25 protein-coding genes and 1 pseudogene are annotated in these 23,351 nt (G+C 69.9%); 10 read left to right on the top strand and 16 right to left on the bottom strand.

What is annotated here, in order from left to right; genetic code table 11:
- Positions 1-49: 49 nt before the first annotated feature.
- From JNB61_RS15965 to JNB61_RS15995, 7 genes are read right to left on the bottom strand one after another with little or no spacing between them, the layout of a single operon-like run.
- Entirely contained in the window at positions 50-1,690 is a 1,641-nt protein-coding gene (locus tag JNB61_RS15965; protein ID WP_220340258.1) for a CDP-alcohol phosphatidyltransferase, read from the bottom strand.
- Positions 1,687-2,430, bottom strand: a complete 744-nt coding sequence (locus JNB61_RS15970; RefSeq protein WP_159842318.1) for a RibD family protein — start codon at positions 2,428-2,430, stop codon at positions 1,687-1,689. Before JNB61_RS15970 ends, JNB61_RS15965 begins: the two co-directional genes overlap by 4 nt.
- A complete protein-coding gene (locus JNB61_RS15975) occupies positions 2,427-3,380 on the bottom strand; it encodes a lysylphosphatidylglycerol synthase domain-containing protein (protein WP_220340260.1) in 954 nt (317 codons plus the stop codon). Before JNB61_RS15975 ends, JNB61_RS15970 begins: the two co-directional genes overlap by 4 nt.
- A complete protein-coding gene (locus JNB61_RS15980) occupies positions 3,368-4,204 on the bottom strand; it encodes an SAM-dependent methyltransferase (RefSeq protein WP_220340262.1) in 837 nt (278 codons plus the stop codon). Before JNB61_RS15980 ends, JNB61_RS15975 begins: the two co-directional genes overlap by 13 nt.
- Entirely contained in the window at positions 4,201-5,217 is a 1,017-nt protein-coding gene (locus tag JNB61_RS15985) for a glycosyltransferase family 4 protein (protein ID WP_220340263.1), read from the bottom strand. The genes JNB61_RS15980 and JNB61_RS15985 overlap by 4 nt, the downstream gene beginning before the upstream one ends.
- Positions 5,214-5,609 carry a 6-pyruvoyl trahydropterin synthase family protein gene (locus JNB61_RS15990; RefSeq protein ID WP_220340264.1) on the bottom strand — a complete coding sequence of 132 codons (396 nt, stop codon included), beginning with the start codon at positions 5,607-5,609 and terminating at the stop codon, positions 5,214-5,216. The genes JNB61_RS15985 and JNB61_RS15990 overlap by 4 nt, the downstream gene beginning before the upstream one ends.
- Positions 5,606-6,637, bottom strand: coding sequence for a zinc-dependent alcohol dehydrogenase (locus tag JNB61_RS15995; protein WP_222855485.1), 1,032 nt, complete (start codon positions 6,635-6,637; stop codon positions 5,606-5,608). The genes JNB61_RS15990 and JNB61_RS15995 overlap by 4 nt, the downstream gene beginning before the upstream one ends.
- Positions 6,638-6,657: 20 nt before the next feature.
- On the opposite strand from JNB61_RS15995, the gene JNB61_RS16000 reads away from it, so the two are divergent.
- Together JNB61_RS16000 and JNB61_RS16005 are read left to right on the top strand one after the other, a co-directional pair.
- Positions 6,658-7,410, top strand: a complete 753-nt coding sequence (locus tag JNB61_RS16000) for a CDP-alcohol phosphatidyltransferase family protein (RefSeq protein WP_220340265.1) — start codon at positions 6,658-6,660, stop codon at positions 7,408-7,410.
- Positions 7,411-7,414: 4 nt separating this feature from the next.
- Positions 7,415-7,837 carry a hypothetical protein gene (locus tag JNB61_RS16005; protein ID WP_220290783.1) on the top strand — a complete coding sequence of 141 codons (423 nt, stop codon included), beginning with the start codon at positions 7,415-7,417 and terminating at the stop codon, positions 7,835-7,837.
- A gap of 72 nt (positions 7,838-7,909) precedes the next feature.
- Here the strand turns inward: JNB61_RS16005 and JNB61_RS16010 are convergent, their stop codons facing one another.
- From JNB61_RS16010 to JNB61_RS16030, 5 genes are all read right to left on the bottom strand, one after another.
- Positions 7,910-9,280: an MFS transporter gene (locus tag JNB61_RS16010; protein ID WP_223214890.1), complete on the bottom strand. Its 1,371-nt coding sequence runs from the start codon at positions 9,278-9,280 to the stop codon at positions 7,910-7,912.
- 164 nt (positions 9,281-9,444) lie between these two features.
- Entirely contained in the window at positions 9,445-9,678 is a 234-nt protein-coding gene (locus JNB61_RS16015) for a hypothetical protein (RefSeq protein WP_220340266.1), read from the bottom strand.
- A gap of 75 nt (positions 9,679-9,753) precedes the next feature.
- Positions 9,754-9,960 carry a hypothetical protein gene (locus JNB61_RS16020; protein ID WP_220290786.1) on the bottom strand — a complete coding sequence of 69 codons (207 nt, stop codon included), beginning with the start codon at positions 9,958-9,960 and terminating at the stop codon, positions 9,754-9,756.
- A 59-nt stretch (positions 9,961-10,019) separates the two neighbouring features.
- Positions 10,020-10,850, bottom strand: coding sequence for a zinc-ribbon domain-containing protein (locus JNB61_RS16025; protein WP_220290788.1), 831 nt, complete (start codon positions 10,848-10,850; stop codon positions 10,020-10,022).
- 9 nt (positions 10,851-10,859) lie between these two features.
- Positions 10,860-11,387: an SRPBCC family protein gene (locus JNB61_RS16030; RefSeq protein WP_220340267.1), complete on the bottom strand. Its 528-nt coding sequence runs from the start codon at positions 11,385-11,387 to the stop codon at positions 10,860-10,862.
- 103 nt (positions 11,388-11,490) lie between these two features.
- On the opposite strand from JNB61_RS16030, the gene JNB61_RS16035 reads away from it, so the two are divergent.
- From JNB61_RS16035 to JNB61_RS16050, 4 genes are all read left to right on the top strand, one after another.
- On the top strand, positions 11,491-11,967 hold the full coding sequence (locus JNB61_RS16035; protein WP_220340269.1) for a winged helix-turn-helix transcriptional regulator: 477 nt from the start codon (positions 11,491-11,493) through the stop codon (positions 11,965-11,967).
- A 157-nt stretch (positions 11,968-12,124) separates the two neighbouring features.
- Entirely contained in the window at positions 12,125-12,583 is a 459-nt protein-coding gene (locus tag JNB61_RS16040; protein WP_220340270.1) for a DUF6325 family protein, read from the top strand.
- 2 nt (positions 12,584-12,585) lie between these two features.
- Positions 12,586-12,747, top strand: a complete 162-nt coding sequence (locus JNB61_RS16045; protein ID WP_159842293.1) for a hypothetical protein — start codon at positions 12,586-12,588, stop codon at positions 12,745-12,747.
- A gap of 142 nt (positions 12,748-12,889) precedes the next feature.
- A complete protein-coding gene (locus JNB61_RS16050; RefSeq protein ID WP_223214902.1) occupies positions 12,890-15,124 on the top strand; it encodes a LuxR family transcriptional regulator in 2,235 nt (744 codons plus the stop codon).
- A 22-nt stretch (positions 15,125-15,146) separates the two neighbouring features.
- Here the strand turns inward: JNB61_RS16050 and JNB61_RS16055 are convergent, their stop codons facing one another.
- On the bottom strand, positions 15,147-15,542 hold the full coding sequence (locus tag JNB61_RS16055) for a carboxymuconolactone decarboxylase family protein (RefSeq protein WP_159842289.1): 396 nt from the start codon (positions 15,540-15,542) through the stop codon (positions 15,147-15,149).
- A 105-nt stretch (positions 15,543-15,647) separates the two neighbouring features.
- On the opposite strand from JNB61_RS16055, the gene JNB61_RS16060 reads away from it, so the two are divergent.
- From JNB61_RS16060 to JNB61_RS16070, 3 genes are all read left to right on the top strand, one after another.
- Complete coding sequence (locus JNB61_RS16060) at positions 15,648-16,211, top strand: TetR/AcrR family transcriptional regulator (protein WP_220340273.1); 564 nt, start codon at positions 15,648-15,650, stop codon at positions 16,209-16,211.
- A gap of 91 nt (positions 16,212-16,302) precedes the next feature.
- A complete protein-coding gene (locus tag JNB61_RS16065; protein ID WP_220340274.1) occupies positions 16,303-17,727 on the top strand; it encodes an MFS transporter in 1,425 nt (474 codons plus the stop codon).
- 107 nt (positions 17,728-17,834) lie between these two features.
- Complete coding sequence (locus JNB61_RS16070) at positions 17,835-20,141, top strand: GMC family oxidoreductase N-terminal domain-containing protein (RefSeq protein WP_220340275.1); 2,307 nt, start codon at positions 17,835-17,837, stop codon at positions 20,139-20,141.
- On the opposite strand, the gene JNB61_RS16075 is transcribed toward JNB61_RS16070, so the two are convergent.
- Together JNB61_RS16075 and JNB61_RS16080 are read right to left on the bottom strand one after the other, a co-directional pair.
- Entirely contained in the window at positions 20,138-20,560 is a 423-nt protein-coding gene (locus JNB61_RS16075; RefSeq protein ID WP_220340276.1) for an SDR family NAD(P)-dependent oxidoreductase, read from the bottom strand. The two genes, JNB61_RS16070 and JNB61_RS16075, sit on opposite strands and share 4 nt — an antisense overlap.
- A gap of 79 nt (positions 20,561-20,639) precedes the next feature.
- Positions 20,640-21,536: an alpha/beta fold hydrolase gene (locus tag JNB61_RS16080; RefSeq protein WP_220340277.1), complete on the bottom strand. Its 897-nt coding sequence runs from the start codon at positions 21,534-21,536 to the stop codon at positions 20,640-20,642.
- A 350-nt stretch (positions 21,537-21,886) separates the two neighbouring features.
- Here JNB61_RS16080 and JNB61_RS20705 point away from each other — a divergent pair.
- Positions 21,887-22,022: pseudogene (locus tag JNB61_RS20705) on the top strand (IS256 family transposase); the annotation flags it as partial.
- A gap of 184 nt (positions 22,023-22,206) precedes the next feature.
- Here JNB61_RS20705 and JNB61_RS16090 read toward each other — a convergent pair.
- Positions 22,207-23,313, bottom strand: coding sequence for an ABC transporter permease (locus JNB61_RS16090; RefSeq protein WP_220340279.1), 1,107 nt, complete (start codon positions 23,311-23,313; stop codon positions 22,207-22,209).
- Positions 23,314-23,351: the final 38 nt, after the last annotated feature.

Raw genomic sequence — 23,351 nt, forward strand, 5'->3', positions numbered from 1 at the left:
CATCACGATCGCGATCGGCAGGGGCCGACGGCACCGGGTGAGCCGGGCGTCAGCCGGCGGACCGGTACGCCGCGAAGAAGCGGTCGCGGAAGGCATCCATGGACCACACCGGCGACGCGTCCGACGGCCGCAGCCCCGAGGTCCACTCCCACTCGGCGATCTCGTCGAACACCGCCGGATCCCGCGCGATGATGCTGATCGGCACGTCGCGGTCGGCGTCCTCGCCGCTCACGATCGCCGCCGGCTGGTGGTCGCCGAGCATGATCACGACGAGGTTCGGGTCGTCGACGTTCTCGAGGAACGAGAGCACCGACCCCAACGCGTACTCGATCGATCTTCCGTAGTGGCGCTGAACCGTGCGAGGGTCCTTCCAGACCTCGCTCATCTGCTCGCTCTGTGCCGGCTGGGCGTCGTAGATCGATCCGTCGCCGACGTCGGCCCACGGCAAGAGCCGGGGCAGCGGCGCCCACGGCGTGTGCGACGATACCAGGTCGATCTCGGCCATCACCGGCCGCTCCGATGCCGCGAGCACCTGGTCGGCGAAGTGTTTGAGCGTGTACTGGTCGGGAATCTGTGCGTACCCGAACGACGGGCCGCGGTAGCCCACGTTCGTCGCGTCGAGCATCGTGTCGTACCGATAGAACGACGATCCGACGTCCCACGGATGCCGGTTCGACGGCACGTCGCTGACGGTGCGCCAGCCGGCCCGGCCGAACGCCGCGCTGAGCGTGAGGCGGTCGGTGCGCACCACCAGGTCGTACACCGCCTGCGCGTCGATCCACACCCCGGTCTGCAGCGTCGCATGCGCGAGCCAGCTCACCCCGCCGAAGGTCGGCGATGTCAGCCAGGCACTCCGCGACGCGTAGCCGTCGCCCCCGAGCGTCTCCTCGCCACGGCGGAGCACGTCGTGCACGCCGTCCGAGATGTCGTCGCCCTCGAGCGCGACCCGGCCGTAGCTCTCGACGAAGACGAACAGCACGTCCTTGCCCTCGAGGGCCGTCAGCAGGTCTGTCGCAGGCACACCCGCGTACGGGTCGGCGGCGACTTGCCGGGCGACCCGGGCCCGCGTCTCGAGCGCCGACACGGCCCGGGACACGGCAGAGCCGAGCGACGACGCGGATGCTGCCACCGCGACCGGATCCGGCAGGCGCAGCGGCGGCGCCGCCACAGCCATCACGATCCACGCGACGGTGACGGTGGCGAGCGCGGCTCGTCCGTGATCGCCCCGGTGTCGCAGCGCGGCATCGACATGCAACGCGGCCCAGCCGGCCGTGACACCCACCGCGACGACCAGCATGACGGCCACGGTGAACACAGCGCTTGCGGCCGCCGATCCGATCGCCGACGCGACGACCCCGTACGCGTCGCCCAGCTGGGGCCAGTCCAGCGGCACGAAGTGGATGCCGAGTGCCGCCTGATAGCCGCGATCGATGCCCGCCACGAGGACGGCGACGGCCACAAGCGCGCCGAACGCGGTCGCGACGGCGAGGCGCAGCATCCGCCATGGAATCAGGGCGAGCACCAGCAGCGCCACGATCGACTCGGCCGGGATGCGGACGAGACCGACGATCGACGCCGTTGCCAGCGCCCCGGAGACGAGGGGCAGCACCACGAGAGCGGCGATCGCCCCGCCGAGGGCGAGCCGCCGGCGCCCCGGCGGGACGCCGCGCACGCCGGCCCCCGCGCTCACGGACGCTCGGCGACCGAGCGTCCGGCTCCCGTCGGCTCTGCGTCCAGCAGCCCGAAACGGTCCGACAGGGCGTAGCGCAGAAGCACGACATCGCCGATCTGGCGGGTGTCGGCGAGGTGCGCCCGCCGCGACGCCGTCCACGGGAAGGCACCCGGGCCCACCACGCGCGGGGCGCCCGTCTCGCCCACGAAGAATGGCGCGACCACCAGGTGCAGCTCGTCGACGAGGTCGGCGCCGAGGAACTGAGTCAGCACCGTGCCGCCACCCTCGACCATCAGGCTCTGCACCCCGCGCTGGGTGCCGAGGTCGTCGAGCAGGGCATCCATCGTGACGCACCCGTCGCCGAGCCCGACGACGACTGCACGGTGGCCGAGCCGTGCGCCGAGATCCGCGGCGCGATCGCGCGGGCAGTACACGATCCGGGGTCCCTCCCCCGTCGTGAAGAACGCGGCCTCCGGTGACAGATCGCCGCTCGCGGTGACGGTCACCTTCGCCGGCGATTCCTGACGTCCCGCGGCCAGGCGCCGAGCGCGACGTGCGGCATCCCTCACCAGCAGGCGGGGGTTGTCGCGGCGCACCGTGGACGCGCCGACCATGATCGCGTCGTGCAGCGCGCGCACATCGTCGACGCGATCGAGGTCGGCGGCGTTGGACATCGCTAGCCGAGCCGGCTCGAGGCTGTCGAGGTAGCCGTCGATCGACATCGCGCAACTGAGGGTGACGTAGGGTCGCTCGCTCATGCGGATCTCCTCCCCCCGATGATGCCCCCTGCGGACAGTGTTCGGAAGCGGTCCGCGAGCAGTGCGAAGGATCCGGGAAGAACCGCGACCACCGTGAGCACGCCGAACGCGGTGGACACGGCGACCCCCGCACCAGCACCGAGCCCCGCGAGCGCGAACGCCGAGGCGGCGACCGCCTCGCGCGGCCCCCAGCCGCCGACGTTGACGGGGAGGGCGGCCGCGCCGAGGACGATCAGCGCCACCACGGCGAGCTCGTCCGCGCCGGCATGCACGCCGGCCGCCAGCCCCGCGACCACGAAGGTGGCGGCGTGGGCGGCGACCACCACCACCGACGCCGCCGCGATCGCGATCAGCGCGATCGGCCGCACGAGGACGGGGCGGAGCATGCGATACTCCCGCCGCAGCACAGCGCGCCCGCGCCCTGTGGCCGCGACGAGGCCGACCACCGCGATCGCCAGCCCGGCGATCGCACCGCTGATCCAGGCCAGGGGCGTGAGCCGAGACGCCAGCCCCAGGGGCAGCAGGATCGCGAGCGTGAGCACGATCTGGACGAGCTGCCCCGCGACGCGCTCCGCGGCGACCGCGCGGGCGGCGAGATCGACCCGCTCGTGCTGCTGCCCCTGGACGTACGCCCGATGGACGTCGCCAACGACTCCGCCGGGAAGCACCATATTGAGGAACTGCGAGCGGTAGTACGAGGTGAGCGCCTCGCTCCAGCCGAGCGTCAGTCCGAACCCCATGGAGACGATGCGCCAGCGCCACGCGGCGGCCGCCGTGGCGACAGCGGCGAGCGCGACGGCGACGAGGATGGTGGCGGGCGAGATGGACGTCAGGCCGCGCAGGAACGGGCCGACGCCCACGACGGCGACCGTTCCCGCCACGACCGCCAGCGCAGCGGCGATCCGCAGCGCGGGCCGCAGGCGCGGGGGGATCCTCTTCAGCGCGGCCATGCCAGGAGATCCTCGTGGGAGACGGTGACGCGCAGCCGTCCGGCCGCGGCCTCCGCGAGACGACGTTCGCGGTACCCCGCGGCGTCAGGCCCGAGTTCCGGCTGCTGCTCCACCGCGGCGCCGATCCAGCCGTCCAGCCACTCTCCCATCAGCGCGGTGTCATGACGCGCGAGGCGCCACGGGGTCGCCGCGGTGCGGACGTTCCACCCGGCGTCGGCGAAGGCCGCCTGGACCACGGCGACCGCGGCAGGCCCCAGCATCCGTCGCCCGGAAGCCTCGCGCCGCTGATGCTCGTTGAAGGCGGACTCGATGGCGCGCTCGAGCGCGCCGTGCCGCTCGGCAGGACGAAGGCGCACCGCGCCGGTGACCGAGAGACTGAACAGCACCGGCGTGCCCGCCGCGACGCAGGCGGCGACGACATGGGCGGCCTCGGCTTCGGTGATCACGTCGAGGAGAGCCGACGCGGTCACCGCCGCGGCACCGTCGAAGGCGTCGATCGGGAGGGAGGCCAGGTGCTCCACGACGATGTCCGCGACGACCGGGCTGCCCGCCGCGTCGACGACCGTGCGCAGGTCGAGGTGCTCGACGATGTCGGCGTCGCCGTCGCGGAGCACCCACCGCTGCGGACCCGGGAGCCGAGGTGCGAGCCAGCGGGTCATCGATCCGGTGCCGGCGCCGAGGTCGTGCAGGACCAGGGGCGCCGACGTCGAGCCCGGTGCGAGCAGCCGTGCGAGCTCGCGTGCGAGGTCGGCCGAGCGCGCGTCGTCGTCGGCGGGCGCCCGCAGCGCGAGCCAGTCCGCCGTCGTCGTCGAGATCGAGGTCATGCCGCCTCCAGCACGTCGGCGACGCGGGTCACCGTGTCGTCCCAGGTCGGCAGGGTCGCTCGCGCCGCGAGCGCCTCACGGCGCAGTCGCGCCCGGAGCGCAGGATCCGACAGCCATGCGTCCAGCGCGGCGGCGAGCGCGGCGGGGTCATCCGGGCGGACGAGCATTCCTCCACCCGCCGCGAGCGCGTCGGGAATGCCCCCGGTCTCGGCGCCGAGCACCGGGATGCCCCGTGCCCGCGCATCGGCGATCGCCATGCCCGAGCTCTCGACGCGGGACGGCGCGATCAGCAGCGCACAGTGGCGGTAGGCGTCGTCGAGCGCTCGGTCGTCGAGCACTCCGGTGAGCCGGACCCTGCCGCCGAGCGCGCTCGCCTGCCGGGCGATCCGCGCCGCGAACTGCGGGGACGCCTCGCTCGACCCGGCGATCGTGCAGCTCCACTCCTCGCGGCGCAGCCGGGCGAGCGCGGCGAGGAGCGTGTCCTGCCCCTTGTGCGGGGCGATCACGCCGACGCACAGCAGCTGCCCCTCGTCGGCCGGCGGTGGGCAGGGTTCCGCGGCGACGGTCCCCGGGGCGGCGACGGCGGTGCGACCCGGTTCCGCCAGCTCCCGTCGGGCCAACTCCGCCGCCGTCCAGTCGCTCGTGACGATCAGACCGTGAGCCGATGCGAGGGCGCGACGCTCGGCCTCGATCGCGGCACCCGTGGCGTCCGGGAAGGAAGCCGTCACCATGTGGGCCAGCACCGTGAGGCGCAACCGCCTCGCCGCCTCCTCCACCGCTGCCGGCGCCCACCCCGCGACCAGCCCGTCGACCAGCACCCGCGAGCCGTCGGGCGCACCACGGAGCACGGATGCTGCGGCCCCCGCGTCCGCCGCCTCGCAGACCTCCACGTCCCAGCCGCGGCGGCGAAGCCCGTCGCGGATGTGTCGGTCGTACACATTGCCCCCGCTCACGCGCAGGGGATCGTCGACCCCCGCGGGGACGACGAAGCGGAGGGACGGGGGATCCGTCACAACGCCACCTCGTAGGACGCCCACGCGACATGGGATTCGTGCAGCGTGACGACGATCCCGCTCAGGCTCGCCTCGCCGACATCGCCGTCGCGCACACGCGCGGCGAGGCGGTCGCCGATGATCTGGCACAGCCGCTCAGTCGTGGTGTTCACGCCCTGCAGGTCGGGCTCGTCGTCGAGGTTGCGATACGTGAGCGCACCCACGATCTCGCGGAGCACCTGGCCGGCGCGCCCGATGTCGACCACCACGCCGTGCGCGTCGAGCTCATCGGCACGGAACGTCGCGTCGACGAGGAACGTCGCGCCGTGCAGCTGCTGCGCCGGCCCGAAGACGTCGCCGCGCAGGCTGTGAGCGACCATGATGTGGTCGCGGACGGTGATGCTGAAGCTCACTCGGCATTCCAATCGATCGTGTGGCACAGTTCGCCGGCGGTGCCGTCGGCGAGCCCTGCGGTGACCTCGGGCAGCTGCCGCCACGACGAGGTGCCGCCGAGCAGCGTGTCGTATGCCGGATCCTCGAGCAGTCGCAGTGCGAGCGCAAGACGGTTGCCCGCCGTGCGGGAACCTCTCCGGCGCTGGGCCACCGCACCGACCTGACTCGGACGGAGGGCGACGCGGCGGGAGTGGAAGTCCCCTCCGAGATCGAGCGACACCGGCCGACTGCCGTACCAGCTGGCGACGATCACCTCGCCGTCGGTCGGGGCGATGCCGAGCGCGAGCTGCAGCCCGGCACCGGCGCCGCTCGCCTCGATCACGACGTCGGCTCGCGGGACCTCCTCCGCCGCGAGCGCGAAACCTACCCCCAGCGCCTGCGCGGTCGCCGCACGCGCCGGGTCGACATCGACGAGGGTGACGACGCAACCCGGGATGCTGCGCGCCACGCGCGCGATCGCGCAGCCGATCATGCCCGCGCCGACGACGACCACCCGATCACCGACCAGCGGGGCGGCGTCCCAGAGCACATTGACGGCGGTCTCGACCGCCCCGGCGAGCACCGCCCGCCGCGCGGGGACGCCATCCGGCACGGGATGAAGTGCGTCGGCGGGCACGACGAAGCGCGACTGGTGCGGGAACAGCGCGAACACCGTGCGGCCGCGAAGCTCGACGGGCCCGCGTTCGACGGTTCCGACGTTGAGGTACCCGTATTTCACCGGGAAGGGGAACTCCCCCTCCTGGAACGGCGCGCGCATGCGCTCGCGCTCCGACGCCGGCACCTCGCCCCGTGCGACCAGCGACTCGGTGCCGCGGCTGACGCCGGTATAGAGCGTGCGCACCGACGCCTCACCGTCGGAGACATCGGGCAGCGGTTCGCGGCGGAACTCGCCCCGCCCCGGGCCGATCGACCACCATGCGGTCGCAGCATCCGGAATCTCGTGGTGAACCTCAGCGGGTCCCTGTGTCGTGTTCCCCGTGACCGCCATGAGGAGTACACGGAGCGCGCATGGGAAAAGTTCAGTGGGTGCCCTGGTGGTGGGTCGCGGCCGGATCGGCCGGGATGGCGGCGATCAGCTCGGTGACGCCGTTGACCGCGGCGGGGTGGGCGGCAGGCATCGGCTACCTCGTGGTGTCGACGGCGCTGCTGATGAGGGGTATCCGCCAGGGACGGGTAGAGCGCTTCGGACCGGCGAACGCGGTCACCGCAACACGGTCCATGCTCGTAGGACTCGTGACCGCCCTCGTCGTGGTCTCATTCACGGGCGAGGTCTCGACTGCACTGCTGGTCACACTCGTCGCCGTAGCGCTGGCCCTCGACGGCGTCGACGGATACGTCGCCCGCCGGACCCGCAGCGAGAGCGACCTGGGCGCGCGCTTCGACATGGAGGTCGATGCGTTCCTGCTGCTGGTGCTGTGCGTGTACGACGCGCGATACGTGGGCTGGTGGGTGCTCGCGATCGGCCTGCTCAGGTATGCGTTCGTCGCCCTGGGGTTCGTCCTGCCCTGGATGCAGCGGACGCTGCCCCCGCGGTACTGGCGAAAGGTGGTGACCGCCGCATGCGGCGTCGCGCTCGCCATCGTCGCGTCGCAGCTGCTGCCGGCCCCGGTGAACACCGTCGTTGCTCTGGCGGCGCTTCTGCTGGCGCTCGAGTCCTTCGGACGCGACGTGATCTGGCTCGCGCGTGTGAACCTGGCGGGCGCCCGGCTCGTTTCCCTCGAGAAGGCGTCGACCATCTCCCCTCCGGAAGAGAGCAGGTAGGACCATGACGGAATCCGGCGTCCGGGCGCTGTGGACCATGCGCATCCTGAGCGCGATCGCCCTCCTCTGCGCAGGCGGCATCCACTTCTATCTCGCGTTGAACGGCGTCGGTGGCTTCCTGGGGGTGATGTTCATCCTCAACGGCGTGGCAGGGCTCGTCCTGGCTGCGGGGATGCTGCTCCTGCGCGGTCGCCTGCTCCAGCTCGTGACGGTCCTGAGCCTGCTGTTCCTCATCGCGACGCTGGGTGCGCTCGTCCTCGCCCTCACCGTGGGGCTGTTCGGCATCCACCAGACCTGGGACTTCACGCTCGTGCCGCAGACCGTGGTCATCGAGTCGATCGGCATCGTCATCCTCGGGATCACGACCGCGATGGTGATGCGTCCGCAGCCGGTGCCGGGGGTGCGTCGGCATCCCACGAGTGCATAGCCACCGGGCCGACTCTGCGACGCGAACGGCGGACCGCCCCGCCACCGGATGGCGAGGCGGTCCGGATGGGGCTCAGGCGCCGGCGGGCACCTGCTCGGCCGCGAGCTTCTCCTCGTCGAGACGGTCGAGGTCGTGCAACGACGAGCCCTTCGTCTCACGCATCGAGATGACCGCGATCAAGGTGATCGCCGCGGCGATCGCGAGGTAGACGGCGACCGGGATATACGAACCTGTGTTCGCCAGAAGCGCCGTCGCGATGATCGGCGCCAGCGAGCCGGCGACGATCGACGTCACCTGGTAGCCCAGCGAGACGCCCGAGTACCGCATGCGCGTCGGGAACATCTCCGACATGATCGCCGGCTGCGGCGCGTACATGAACGCGTGGATGAACAGGCCGAGGCAGATCGCCGCGACGATGATCGCCGGGTTGCGCGTATCGAACATCGGGAAGGCGATGAAGCCCCAGGCGGCGGCGCCGAGCGTGCCGATGAGGTACACCGGTTTGCGGCCGATCTTGTCGGTCAGGCCGCCGATCAGCGGGATGACGATCATGTGGACGATGTGCGCGATGACGAGCAGACCCAGGATCTCGGCCGTGTCGACTTCGAGAGCCACCGCCAGGTACGTGATCGAGAACGTCACGACGAGGTAGTACATGATGTTCTCCGCGAAGCGGAGCCCCATCGCCGTCAGCACGCCGCGCGGGTAGCGCTTGAGCACCTCGAGCACGCCGAAGCGCAGCGCCTTGGACTGCTCGACCTCCTTCTGCACCTCCAGGAAGATCGGCGCGTCGGTCACGCGCGTGCGGACGTAGTAGCCGATCGCGACGATCACGACCGACAGCCAGAAGCCGATCCTCCAGCCCCACGCGAGGAACTGCTCCTCGGTGAGCGTGCGGCTGAGCACGAGCAGGACGACCGTCGCCACCAGGTTTCCGATCGGCACCGCCGCCTGCGGCCACGACGCCCAGAAGCCTCGTGTCTTGTTCGGCGAGTGCTCGGCGACGAGCAGGACGGCTCCGCCCCACTCCCCGCCGACAGCGAAGCCCTGCGCGAAGCGCAGCGCCACGAGGAGAGCCGGAGCCCAGTAGCCGATCGTGTCGAACGTAGGCAGGCATCCCATCAGGAACGTCGCCACGCCCACGAGGATGATCGCGAACTGCAGCAGCTTCTTGCGCCCGTACTTGTCGCCGAAGTGGCCGAACACGATGCCGCCGAGCGGTCGGGCGATGAAGCCGACCGCGTAGGTGATGAACGCCGCGATGATGGGGGCGTACGGGTCGTCCGACGGCGGGAACATGATCTTGTTGAAGACGAGCGTCGCGGCTGTGGCGTAGAGGAAGAACTCGTACCACTCGACGACGGTGCCCGCCATCGACGCCGTGACCACGCGCCTCAGGCTCGACTGCTTCATCGAGACCGGGGGTGTCTGGGGTGATGCCATGCGCGGTACCTCCTTGTAGAGCGCGGTAGCGGTTCGGGGGAACCGCCCTGCGGGACGTTACCTGACGCACGATTCAGGTCTCAAGAGGGTTGACCGACATCGGGACGTGAAGTTCCGCCGATCTTCACGGTTTCGACAATGGGGCGCCTACCCCAGGGCCCTGCTCACTCCCAAGCGGCGACGAGCATCCAATGGCCGTCGACCTCTTCGACATCCATGACACGCGTGCGGTGGTCGACGTCGCTGCGCGCGGTGAAGCGCCAGCTCTGGAACAGCCGCCCGCCATCGCTCCGGGTCGGGGAATCGATGATCCGCCAGCGCTCACGGTCGACCACGAGACGGACCGGTCGTCCCTGCTCGCACCAGACCTGAACATCCTCACGTGCCAACATCCGCATGATGCCCTCCTTCATCGAATCTATGTTCGATGGTAGGACGTGCGCAGCCGAGGCGCAAGGGTGAATGCGTTCGGACTATGCGCTTCGACTGTCCGCCTCATCGGCGGCATCCACCGCTGCGAGGTGGATCGCGGCGACACCCTCGCGCAGCGCCCCGACAGGCACCTCGACGGTCTCGTACTGGGACGTGAAACCGTTCTCGTCGACCACCGACACCGTCACCAGGACGTGGCCTCGGCGCGGCAGACGCGACGCAGTGCGGGCGAGTCTCTTCGTCTTCATGTCCCCTCCGCCACCACCGTAACGACGACCTCCGACACGCGCTCGCGGCACGCGCGGACTCACCTGAGGTACGCGTCGACGAGAAGCGGACCACGGATGCTGCGCAGCGCGTCGACCAGGAGCTCCGCGCTGCGCGTGGTCCACGACGACATCACGATGTCGTGCGGACCGATCGGCTGCAGCTTTCCGGTCCGCACCCGCACCACCTCCCACCCGGACGCGCGGATGAGGCGGTCCTTGCGCCGGTCCGCCTCCTCGCGCTTGCCCACGTGCTCCAGCCCGTGCTTGCCGACGGTGTCGTACTCGAGCGCGATCCGAAGCTCCGGAAGGAGGATGTCGGGCCACACTTCGAGGTGCTCGAAGAAGGGCCGCGCGGTCCGGATCGCGGTGAAGCCCGCCGTGACCGCGAGCTTCGCGAAGACATCGGTGCGCATCCGCGCCTCGACCGCCGACGCCGGCTTCGGCGCGCACGCACTGACGAACGGCTCCCCCGTCGGCAGCTCGGGGGTCTTGGCGCACAGCGTGCGCTGCGGCTTCCGCCGCGGCGCGCGCTCGGCGCCGGGGGCCCGCGCCGCCATGCGCGGAGGATTCGCCAGCACCGAGCACTCCGGGCACCACGCCGATCGACGCCGCTCGCGACCGGGACGCTCGCGCTGCTCGGACGGAGTGGCGGCGAACATGTGACCTGACTCGCACTGCCAGAGCAGCAGCACATCGGCGGCCGGCGGAACCTGGGTCAGCGCGATGCCGGCGTTCAGATCCGGGTGATACTGCCGAACGAGCGCCGGATACGCGGCCCACTGCGACCGGTAGGTTCCCACCGGATACGGCACTTCGACGCCCTTCGAGAACTGGCGTCTCGCCCACCACAGTTCCACGCGCTCGGGCATAGGCGCACTCTAGGCGGCACCCCCGACACGATCGGCGGCCGCGGCGGCGACCTGGCTGTGCAGCTCGTCGTGGTCGGCAGCAGTCAACTCCTCGTCACCGCCGAACACGTAGGGCGCCCCCTTGCCCGTGTCGATGCGCGCCTTGAGACTGCCGTTCACGAACATGCCCCACGCGTTGGTGCAGATGTCGTAGCAGTCGTCGTCGGTCGTCAGCCCGTCGTGCGTGAACACGACACGCGTGCCGCCCTCCTCCTCGAGGATGTCGAATCGGACGGTCGTGCCGTTCCACTCCTGCTTGTCGGCGACGAAGTCCAGATGGCTGCCCGTGACCAGCCATGCCACGCGCCGGCCCGGCTCCAGCTCGGTGACCCGGAATCCGGTGTAGTGCAGGCCCGGGACGACGTAGACGAACTCGCCGCCCACCTCGGTGGTCGAACCGGTGGTCCGACCCCACCATCCTGCGACGTCGTTGATGGCGTCGAAGGCGTCCTGCGCCGAGGCCTCGACGGTGATCGTCGTTGTGAAGCTCGCGGTCATGCTTCCTGCTCCCTTGCTCGCGACCCGTTCGAGTCGGTGACTTGCGTGATGCAAGTCACCGTAGCCCTGCTACTTGCATCACGCAAGTGGTATGTTCGGGGACATGCTCGGCAAGACGTACGACACGCAGGTGTGCTCGATCGCACGCTCCCTCGAGATGGTCGGGGAACGCTGGAGCCTGCTCATCATCCGCGACGCACTGTTCGCGCGCGTGACGCGGTTCGGCGACTTCCAGCACAACCTCGGCATCGCGACGAACGTCCTCACCTCGCGACTGGAGTCGTTCGTCGCGGCCGGCATCATGGAGCGTGCCGGCGGGGCCGACTACGTGCTCACGCCGAAAGGGCGTGCGCTGGCTGTCTCGCTGATCGCGCTCACCGAGTGGGGCGATGAGTGGGCGTCACCGGTCGATCCTCCGATCCTTTACCGCCACTCGGTGTGCGACAACGCAGTCCACGCGACGACGACGTGCGACGCGTGCGGCGCCGTGCCGGCGGACGAGGTCGCGGTCAAGATCGGGCCCGGCATGCCGGCGGAGTACCTGGCCGCACGACGCGGCGGGTTCCGCGCCTCGTCATAGGCGCAGCATCCGTCCCGCGAAGTCATGCGATTCGCATGATGTGGCGCGCGCGACGCCCGCCGTATCGTCCTTGCGACTTCGATGCGCTGAACGCCACGGCGAGCGCCGCCCTGCCGCAGCATCGGGGAGTTGACAGGAGGGGCGAAGAATGACTGACATGAGCGCGACCGCCGACGTGGCGTACGACGCCGACGACGAGCTGGGACCGATCGACTACATCGTCGTGGAGTTCCCGGCCGGGGAGCGCAGGATCACCGGCGACGCCCTGGCGGAGCTCGCAGCTCTCGCAGCCGACGGCACCATCCGGGTGCTCGATCTGGTCATCGTTCACAAGGGCGAGGACGGATCGATCGAGGTCGACGAGATCGAGGATCACGACGACCTCGGCGCGCTGGGAGCGCTGGCCGCAGGTTTCGCAGAGGTGCTCGCCGAGCAGGACCTCCTCGACGTCGCGGCGGCGATGGAGCCCGGCAGCAGCGCCGGGATCCTGGTCTGGGAGAACACGTGGGCGGCGCCGTTCGCCGCCGCGGTCCGGCGCAACGGCGGTCAGCTGATCGCGTCGGGACGGATCCCGACGCAAGCCCTGATCGCTGCGCTGACGAGTGAAGGAGAATGACGATGCCCATCGGAATCGGACGCGTGGGACGCCGCGGAGTGATCGGTGCGCCCGTCGCGCGCACCGCAGCAGTGGTCGGCACGGCGAAGGTCGTCTCGAACGGCGTGGACCGGCGTCAGGATCGGCGGCAGGACCGTCGCGACGATCGTCACGACCGCCGCTGACGCGACACGAGGGGGGCCGCACGCGCGCTCGAGGTGCGTGCGGCCTCGTCATGCGACGGGCACCTGACGTTCCCCGGCCGTTCGCCGTCGGCCGGTTTGTGGTGGTTTCGCCTTCCCCCATAGGATGCCGACCGTGCCGGACATGCTCCGTGAGTCGCTCCTGGGGGGACGCGATCTGCAGGCGGTGCTGCTCGAGAGCAAGACCCGGGTTCCACCCTGGCGAACCAACGCTGTCAGCAGACGACGCCAGATCGCCGACGCCCGGGCGAGCGGTGCCCGCGTCGTCTCGATCGCCGCTCCTGCCGGATATGGCAAGTCCACGATGCTCGCCGAGTGGGCAGCCACGGAGACGCGGAGGGTCGCCTGGGCCTCACTGGAGCGCACCGACGACGATCCCGCGTCGCTGCTGCCGATCGTCGCATCGGCGTGTGCCAGCTTCTCCTCGGTTGCAGAGGCGGTCGTCGACGAGATGCGCGGCATCGGCGCGACCGCGCTCGGACGCTCCGCCCCGCTGCTCGCCGCAGCCGTCTCCTCCGCACCCGAGGACTTCGTCCTGTTCATCGATGACCTGCACCTGGTCGCGTCGACGGCATGCCAGGACGCCCTCGAAGTGATCCTGGCGCGGGTGCCGGCCGGTTCGCAGGTCGTCCTCGCCGGCCGGCAGGCACCTCCGCTTCTCGCGCGGCTGCGCGCCCAGGGTGTCGTCTGGGAGGTCTCGGCCGCGGATCTGTCGCTCGACGTCGACGATGCTCGAGTGCTGTTCGACGAGGCCGGAGCCACCGATGTCGCCGCGAGCGAGCTCGCCGGCATCGTCGCGAAATGCGAAGGCTGGCCCACCGGCTTGTACCTCTCTGCCCTCGTCGCGCGCACAGGCGGCGACGCCACGACCGTGACGGGCGACGAGCGGTACGTCGCCGATTACCTCTACCGCGAGTGCATCTCGCGGCTTCCTGAGCCGACGCAGCGGTTCCTGCGCCGCAGCGCCATCCTCGAACAGGTCTCACCTGAGGCTTGCAACGCGGTGCTGCAGATCGAAGACGCGCGCAGCCGGCTGTACGAGCTCGAAGAGGCGAACCTGTTCCTCGTCCCGATGGACAGGAAGCGCAGCTGGTTCCGCTACCACGGGCTGTTCCGCGAGTACCTCCTGGCGGAACTGGAACGCTCCGAAGGCTCCGAGGCCGCAGCCGGTCTCCATCGGCGTGCAGCGACGTGGCACGAGGAACAGGGCGCGCTCGCGTTCGCGGTCGAGCACCTTCTCCAGGCGAACGAGTCCGCGCGCGCTGCCGCGCTCGTCGCAGACGTGGGCCTCGTCATGTACGGGCAGGGTCAGGTGATGACGACGCGGCGCTGGCTGGACGAGCTGGGCGACGACGTTCTGACCGCGAACCCTGCGCTCGTCGTGTCGAGGACATGGACCGCCTTGCTGCTCGGCGAGGTGCGGGAAGGGGAGAAATGGGCGCGACTGCTCGATGCGGTCGACGCGAGCGGCTTCGGTGACGACGACCGCGTGCTGTTCGAATCCGCGCGGGCGATGGTGCGCGCGGCGATGTGCGTGCACGGGTACGAACGGGTGGTCGCCGACGCCGCCTACGCCCTCGAGCATGAGCCTGAGGAAAGCCCGTGGCGGGATCAGGCCCTTCACCTCTGGGGCTCAGCGCTCCTGCTGTCGGCAGACCCGGGTGCCGCACGCGGCTTCTTCGCGCAGGCCGTCGAACTGGCGACCGTCATGCAGAACCCCGACACCGTCATCCTGAGCGAGCCCGAGCTCGCGCTGATCGCGATCGACGAGGGCCGGTGGGTCGCCGCCGCGGCCCACGCCCAGCGCGGTGTCGACGCAATCGACGCGAGCCATATGGAGGGATACCCGACGACCGCGCTCGCACTGGCGGTCGCCGCCCGGGTCGCCGTGCACAGCGGCGACCGGGAGCGCGGCGAGCGCCTCCTCGCTCGCAGCATGCGCGCTCGTGTCGGCTGCACCCACCTGCTCCCCTGGCTGTCGCTGCGGGTCCGCCTCCAGCTCGCCAAGGCCCACGTCATGCTCGGCGACCGCTCGGCGGCGTTCCATCTCCTCGCGGAATGCGACCGGCTGCTGGCGAAGCGGCCCGACGTCGGCGCCATCGCCACGCAGATCGAGGAATTCCGCGCCGGGCTTGCGATCGAACCCCACACCGAAGGGACGGTCCCGCTCACGCCGGCGGAGCTGCGCCTCCTGCCGTACCTCCAGACGCACCTGACGATCGCCGAGATCGGACAGCGTCTCTACGTCTCACGCAACACCGTGAGCTCCCAGCTCAGCTCCATCTACCGCAAGCTCGCAGTGACGACACGAGGGGGCGCGGTCGAGCGTGCCGTCGCGATCGGCCTTCTCGGCGGGTAGACCCCGGGCGCGGGCCATGGCTTCAGAGGTCGTCCTGCAGGTCCTCGGCGTAGCCGAGCGCGGAGGCGATGCGCGGGGCCGCCGCAACCGCCCTCGGCAGGCCGACCACGGTCACCAGTCCATCCATCACGGCGATGATCTCCTCCGCCGCGGCCCCCGCTGAGAGCGCATCGTCGATGGCGGAACGCAACGACACGTCGGGTGCGGACATCGCGATCAGCGCACCGATCCGGACGAGGTCTCGGGTGCGATGGTCGAGACATCGCGACCACAGTTCGCCGGAGTCGTCGGCCAGGGAGGGATCGCCGATGCAGAACCGCCGGAGAAGCTCAGGTCCATCCAACGCCGGTCTCCCGCCTTCGCGAACAAGCCAAAGAATGGTTCTCAGTTCACACGGCGGAGGGTGCCGACGCACCATGCAGATAGCGTGATCCGAGAGACGATCCGATCGCGTGATCAACCGCCTCACCCGTGGGGTGGTGAGTGATTGACCAATCACTCTAGTGAGTGTACAGTCACTCTCATGACCGAACGCAGCTCGATCCTCTCCACCGCCGATACACGACGACCCCTGGTCGCAGCGGCCGCGCTGCGCGAGTTCGCGCGTGGCGGCTACCACGGGACGACCGTGGCGAACGTCGCGCGAGAAGCGAAGATCTCGCCGGCTTATGTCTTCAAGCTCTACCCGCGCAAGGAGGCCCTGTTCGTCGCCGCGCTCGAAGCCTGCTTCGACCAGATCGTGGAGGCTCTCGCAGAGGGCGCGGATGCGTCGGCATCATCTCTCCCGAACGACGTGCTCGACGCGATGGGGGGCGCCTATGCCGCGCTCATCCGAGACCGCACCCTCCTCCTGCTGCAGGTGCACGCGCAATCGGTGGCCGACATTCCGGAGATCGGCGACGCGCTGCGCACCGGGCTCGCGAAGGTGACGGCATTCGCGATGGAGCGCTCCGCCGGCAGCGATGACGACGTGCAGCGGTTCATGGCGTACGGACAGCTGTGCCATCTGATCGTCACCGCTCGCATCGACGAGATCCCCGCGACGTGGGCCCAGACGCTTTCGCACGGCATCCGCCATCCCGACTGAGACCCCCGAACCGACGCACCCGGGCGTCACGGGCAGACCCACACCCAAAAGAGTGAGTGACTGCTCACTCCTTATCGACAGGAGCATCACCATGACCACTATCACCGCCCCGACGACAGGACCGGCGGCGAACGTCCGCAGCGCCCGCCGCTGGCTCGCCCTCAGCGTCCTCGCCCTCGCTCAATTCCTCGTCGTCCTCGACGCGTCCATCGTCAACATCGCCCTGCCCGTCCTCGGGGAGCAACTCGGAATGGACACGGCCGCCCTCTCGTGGGTCATCACGGCATACGTCCTGGCCTTCGGCGGGCTGCTGCTGCTCGGCGGACGCCTCGCCGACCGCTACGGCCACCGCCGCATCTTCCTCATCGGCACCGCCGGCTTCGTGGCCGCCTCTGCCCTCGCCGGCCTCTCGGTGACGAGCGGAATGCTCCTCGGCGCGCGTGCGCTCCAGGGCGCGTCCGCCGCGCTGCTGGCCCCCGCCGCTCTCGCCCTGCTGACGCATCTGTTCCCCGACACGAAGGATCGCACCAAGGCGCTCGGCGTGTGGGGCGGCGTCGCGGGCATCGGCTCGGCCGCCGGAGTCCTGCTGGGAGGAGTGCTGAGTGCGACCCTCGGATGGCAGTCGGTGTTCTACGTGAACGTCCCCATCGGGGCGATCGTGCTCATCGCGATCCCGCTGCTGATCACGCGCGACACCGTCGGCGCCCGCGGAAAGCTCGACATCCCCGGAGCCGTCACGATCACCGGGGCCCTCGTCGCCGCCGTCGGCGCGCTCAGCGCGATCGAGCAGGTCGGGCTCACCCACCCCCTCACGATCGGCCTGGCCGCAGCATCCGTCGTCCTCGGCGTAGCGTTCGTCGTCGTCGAACGCCGAACGGCCGCGCCCCTCGTGCCGCTCGAGGTGTTCCGCAACCGCAACCTGACCGTCGGCAACATCGTCATGCTGCTGATCGGCGCCGCGATGGTCGCGCTGTTCTTCGCCCTCTCGGTCTACATGCAGGCCGTCCTCGGCTATGACGCGCTCGCCACGGGGCTCACGCAGCTGCCACTGGCTGGAGCGCTCGTGATCGTCGCCGGCATCGTGCCCGCCGTCATCTCCCGCATCGGCGCGAAGCCGACGCTCATCAGCTCGCTCGCGGTGCTCGCGGCAGGGCTCGTCTGGCTGTCGTTCGCTCCCGCCGATGCCCAGTTCGTCACGGACATCCTGGGCCCCAGCATCCTGATCGGAGTCGGCATGGGCGGCGCCTTCGTCACCACGACGCAGCTCTCGGTCGACGGCGTCGAGGGCGGCGAATCCGGCCTCGCCGGAGGCCTCGTGAACACCAGCCAGCAGATCGGCGGCGCGCTCGGGCTCGCCGTCCTCGGCACGATCGCCTCCCTTCGCACGGAGGCGCTGCTCGACAGCGGCGTCGCCGCCCCGGAGGCCATCACGGACGGGTTCTCGTGGCTGTTCCTCGGCACGGCCGCCGTCGCCGTCCTGGCGGCGATCGCCGCGGGCTTCGCCCGCAAGAGCTGACACCGCGCCCTGCCCGCGAGCGGCCGCGGGGAACGTCGCATGCGCGGCGTGCGGCGCTCCCCGGCCCCTCCCCCATCTCACCCGCACCGCCATCGGAAGGAACTCCCATGTGCCAGTCGTCCCCTCAGCCGTCATCGGTGGAATCGGCTTCGCGGCTCCCCGACGCAGAGTCGCTGCCCGAGATGCTCGACGCGATCGTGATCGGCAGCGGCTTCGGCGGCGCCGTCGCCGCGGCCCGTCTCGCTCAAGCGGGGCGCTCAGTGCTCGTGCTCGAACGCGGACGCCGGTTCCGTCCCGCGGACTTCCCTCGCGCACCCCGGCTCGCGGACGGGTGGCTGTGGAACCTCGGCCGCGGCATGTACGACGTGCGCTGGCTGGATCGGATGCTGAGCATCCAGGCCGCCGGATGGGGCGGCGGATCCCTCGTCTACGCGAACGTCTTCGCCCGGCCATCCGCGGAGGTCTTCGCCGACCCGCGCTGGACGGTCGGCAGAGCCGACCTCGACCCGTACTACGACCTCGCCGCGCACATGCTCGACGTCGCGCCCGTGGCCGCGGACCCGACCACCGGTCGCGTTCCCGAGCGCGCGACGACCATGGAGGCGGTCGCCGCGCGCATGGGGCGACCGGGAGGAACCATCCGCCCCAACCTCGCTGTGCGATTCGAAGAAGACCCCGACACCGTCGTGACCAACCGCTACGGCGTGAAGCAGCGGGGCTGCTCCTTCTGCGGGGAATGCGTGATCGGCTGCAGGCGGGGCGCGAAGAACAGCCTCGACCAGACTTACCTCGCCCTCGCGGAACAGCACGGCGCCCACGCCCGCACCGGCGCCGAAGTCGACCGCGTCGAGCCTGACGGCCAGTCCTACCGTGTCCACTGGAAAGACCACACCACCGCGAGCCGGCATCACCGCACCGCGCGAATGGTGGTCCTCGCGGCGGGCGCCATCGGGACCACCGAGCTCCTGCTGCGGCAGCGCGACGTCCTCCGCACTCTCCCCGCGCTCTCCCTGCGGCTCGGCGAGGGATTCTCCGGCAACGGAGATGCGCTCACACTGCTGCGCCGGCCCCAGCACGCCGCCGCTCGACGCGGACCCACCATCACCACCACGACCGTGCTGGACGTCGAGGAGGACCGCGCCCCGGTCTGGTTCCAGGTCCAGGACGGCGCGATCCCCGAACCGCTCACGGCACTCATGTCCGGGGTGCTGCACGACATCCTGCCGTTTCCGCGACTCCACCCCCGCGAAAGCGACAGACGCCGAGAGACGATCGCGCTGCTGCTCATGGGAAGGGACTCGGCGACGGGCAGGCTCTCCCTGGACCGGCAGCACCAGGCGACCGTCGCGTGGGACGCCAGGGCGAACCGGAGGCTCACCCGGGCACAGGCCCGCGTGGGCAAAGTGGCGCACCGACACCTCGGAGGCCGCGCCTATGCGAGCCCCACCTGGTCGCTCCTGCGCACCCCGATCACCGTTCATCCCCTCGGCGGCGCGCCTCGTGGGGCCGACGAACACGACGGCGTCATCGATCAGTACGGTCGGGTGCACGGCTACACCGGGATGCTGATCCTCGACGGAGCAGCCGTCCCCACGGCAACGGGCGCCAACCCCTCCGCCACGATCCTCGCCCTCGCAGAACGCGGCATCGAGCACGCCATCCGCACCACGGGCGACCCGGACTGGAGAGCACCCGAGTGGGAAGACGTCCGCCCCGTGCCGGCTCCCGAAGACGAGGCCGGTGCAGCCATGGCGCGGCTTCGCGAACAGAGCGCCGGCGACGGACTCCGCTTCAGCGAACGTCTCACCGGAAGCATCCGCGTCGACGGGCGCATTCGCGCGGCGACCCTCCGCCTCACCGCCGACCTCACCAGCTGGCAGCGATTCCAGACAGACCAGCGGCATCCGCTCGCCATCTCCGGCACTTTCGACCTCGAGGGGACCGCCACATCACAGCCGGTCCGGGGCCGCTTGGAGCTCTTCCCGGCCGGCGAGCGGTTCGCCATGCGATACATCCTCGACGCCCGGACCGACGCCGGAACCCCGCTCCGGCTCGTGGGAACCAAGACGGGGCCGACCTTCTTCACCGCGTGGCACCGCCTCACGACGCTCCGCCTCGAGATCGCAGGCGCGCGCAACGCGCGTGGTCCCGTCGCGGGACGCGGCATTCTGCGAATCAGCACGACGGATGTCGTCCGGATGCTCGGCTCGGTCCGCGGCGTAGCCTTCACCGCGCCGCGAAGGATCGACGTCGTGCGTCGCTTCACGACGTTCTTCGCCCTCCGCGCACTCGGCCCTTCAGCGGGCAGGGAGACAAGGGCTGACGCGGCTGCCCGGCTCCGCCGACTGACAGGCAACGCCGCCACGGACGTCGCCGCCATCAGTGCGGCAGACGACGAACTTCTCGGGGCTTAGGGGACGAGCGAGGTGAGAGTGCCGCCCTCGACCTTCAGCGCGGCACCAGTGGTGGCGGAGGACTGCTCGGAGCTGGCGAACAGAATGAGGTTCGCGATTTCCTCGGGGCGGATCAGGCGCTTGAGCAGCGAGGTCGGCCGGTACTGGGCGATGAAGTCGCGCTGGGCCTCGTCGAAGGTGCCTGCCTCGGGCAGGAGGGCGGTGATGTACTCCTCGATGCCTTCCGTGTGGGTCGGGCCAGGAAGAACAGAGTTGACGGTGACGCCGGTGCCGGCCGCGGCCTTCGCGAGGCCGCGGGCGACGGCGAGGAGCGCGGTCTTGGTGACGCCGTAGTGGACCATGTCGAGGGGCGTGTCGACGGCAGTCTCGCTGGAGACGAAGACGTGGTCGAGCGGCTGCTCCCGGCGGCTCGATAGCACCGCGACAAGGCGCCGGGGGCGCGCGGTACCCTAACAAGCCCTGTACCCAGCGACCCGGCCGTGACGCGGCGTCGGAGCGTCAGCCGAGGGGTGCGTCGAAGGCGACCACTCGTGCGACGAAGTCTGCAGGTCTGATGAGGTGCGGATAGTGGCCGAGGTCGGGCCACACTTCGAAAGTGGCCGACGGCACGTGTTCGGTCAGCCACTCGCCGTACTCAGCGCCCGGGTCGATGCCGTGCAGCGATAGATAGGGCGCGGTGACAGTGCTGATGACACCTTCGACCATCGCGTCGAGGTCGGCCGGCGACGAGGCGAAGACCGCTTCCCACGCGCCCAGCACGACGTCCTGGCGTCCGTTGCGGAGGTCATCGATGCGCCGACGTTCGGCCCCGTCGAGTGGCCCGGCCAGCGCTTCGAAGATGGCGCTGATGGCGCCGTCGAACTCTGCGGTCGATCCCCGAAGCTGGGGTTCCACCGACCGCAGGGTTTCTTGAAACCCGGAGAGCAGCAGCGGTTGATCGACGTTGACGACCCCGCGACATGGCCCGCTCGCGGCGTACGCGGTGGCGACAGCACCGCCTAGCGAGTGGCCGACGAGCAGCGCATCGTCGGCACCGATGTCGGCGAGGACGGCGCTCAGATCGCCTGCCATGGTGGCAAGGTCATATGGCGCCACCACGCTCGATGCGCCGTGCCCCCGGAGATCTACCGCTGTCACCCGATAACCGGCGTCGATGAGCGGCGCAAGCAGCGGATCCCACGCCCGCCGCGACTCGGTGATGCCGTGCACCAGCACCAGCGGGCGACCGACACCCGCCGTGAAGTACTCGATGGCGATGCCTGGAGCTGGATGTGCGTGACCCATGGCTGCCAACGTATCCACCGTCAGGCGGCGAAGTGTTTCGCCGGCGAGTCGAACTGGTGAACCGCTTCCCGTTCGGCGAGGAGCACAGGAAGGATCATTGACCGCAGGCACGGAAAAACCCCAGCCGAACTGGGGTTTTCAGTAGCAGGAGCGGGGCTTGAACCCGCGACCTCACGATTATGACTGGGCACCCTCGCACCCTTTTCTTGCCTTGACTCTACTGGCAACGCGGGCGCATCGCTACGGGTTCCGACGGACCACAAACCGGACCTTTCGGGGAAAAGTGGACCAAAAGTGGACACGTCGCGAGCCCGCCCGCTGGACCCGCATTCACATCACGACCGTCGGGTCGTCTCGTAGGGGGTGCCACTTCCGCAGGGGTTCTCGTCGTCGGTTACATGGTTAGGGGGCATCGAAGGAGACCTGTTGCTTCCGCCGAGAAGCAAACAAGCGATCCCACGATGACCCACAACCAGTCTCCTTCGACGACCCTGATCTCAGAGGTCCTCGCCGAGCCGGAGCTTACGCATTCGGATGTGTTCCGCCGGATGCGGCGGGCCGGGCTGCAGGACCTGATCGACGCGGAAGCGAACCGGGCGCTGGGCAACGATACCGGCATCAGCCGGACCACCACGGAGACGCCGAGCAGGCGGTGGCCGACTGCCCTACCCGTCGACACAGCAAGAGTGCTGTGCGAGGACGCACCCCAACGGGGACGCCGCAGGCACCGTTGCGCGGACGAGAAAACCCGGTTCGCGCAGTCGAGCCGCTACACGGACTCTCACTGACGGAACGCTTCTATAGGTTCGATGCGAGTGGCTCTGACCGCCGGGTAGAGCCCCGCAAGGGAACCGATCGCGATGCCCATCAACGGCCCCACCGCGAGCGACCAGGGCTCAATAATTGCTGTCCACTGCTGGCTGACAGCAATGACCGTGACCGTGACCAATGCTAACGCGGTGCCGATCAGCCCGCCTAGGAGCCCGCGGGTCGCGGACTCGGTCAGAAACTGGGTGGCGATGTGCGTTGGCAGAGCACCCAGGGACCGCCGAAGTGCGATTTCGCGTGTCCGTGCAATCACTCCGAGCAGCGAGACGTTCGCGATACCGACCCCGCTGACGAGTACACAGATGCCGGCCAGCGCGAAGAACAGGGTCTGGGTCGAACCGTTGACCCGATCCTTCACGACAGTCGGTTTGGGTGGCGGGACGATCCGAACCGCCGTCAGATCACGGGGGTTCAACGCGAACGGCAACTGGTCTGCCACGACCTCGGACGCACCCGCGTCTGTTCCCACGATCATCGTTTCTCGCTGGCCAGGGGGCGCGAAATGCTCTCGGGCGAACTCCGCAGGAATCACCACGCTGGTGAGAGCTGCGCTTGAGCCCACGGTGTCCGAGATGATGCCGATGACGGTCACGCGAATGTCGTTGATGACGATGACCGGTTGGTCATCGACATCCACGATGCCAAGGGAGTTCGCGATCCTGTCCCCGACGACGGCCACGGGCTGGTCCGCATGAAACTGGTCGAAGGTTCTGCCGCTGGAGAGTTGTGCCCCCACCAGAGCAAGGTAGCCGGGCGTCGCGGCAATCAGTGTGGGTTGGGAAGGTGCACGGTCGATGGCGGGTGAGTTCGCCCCGATGATCACGTTCGGCACCGTCCACCAGCGCCCAGCTGCCGTAACCCCGTCGATGCGCTCGACAGCTTCGTCGGCAGCACCTTCGAACAGCGGACCGGAGCTGCCGGGCCCCCCGGCGGGCGTCACCGTGATCTGCGTCGCTTCCACGCTCAGGAACTCATCACTGATCTGTCCGTTCGCGCTTGCCGTGACGCCGAGTACTGCAACGAATGACGCAACGCCGATTGCGATGCCGACGATGGTCATGGTTGAACGAGACGATCGCTGAATCACTCCCGCCATTG

It is taken from the genome of Microbacterium ureisolvens, from assembly GCF_019511645.1.
GTDB lineage: Bacteria > Actinomycetota > Actinomycetes > Actinomycetales > Microbacteriaceae > Microbacterium > Microbacterium ureisolvens_A.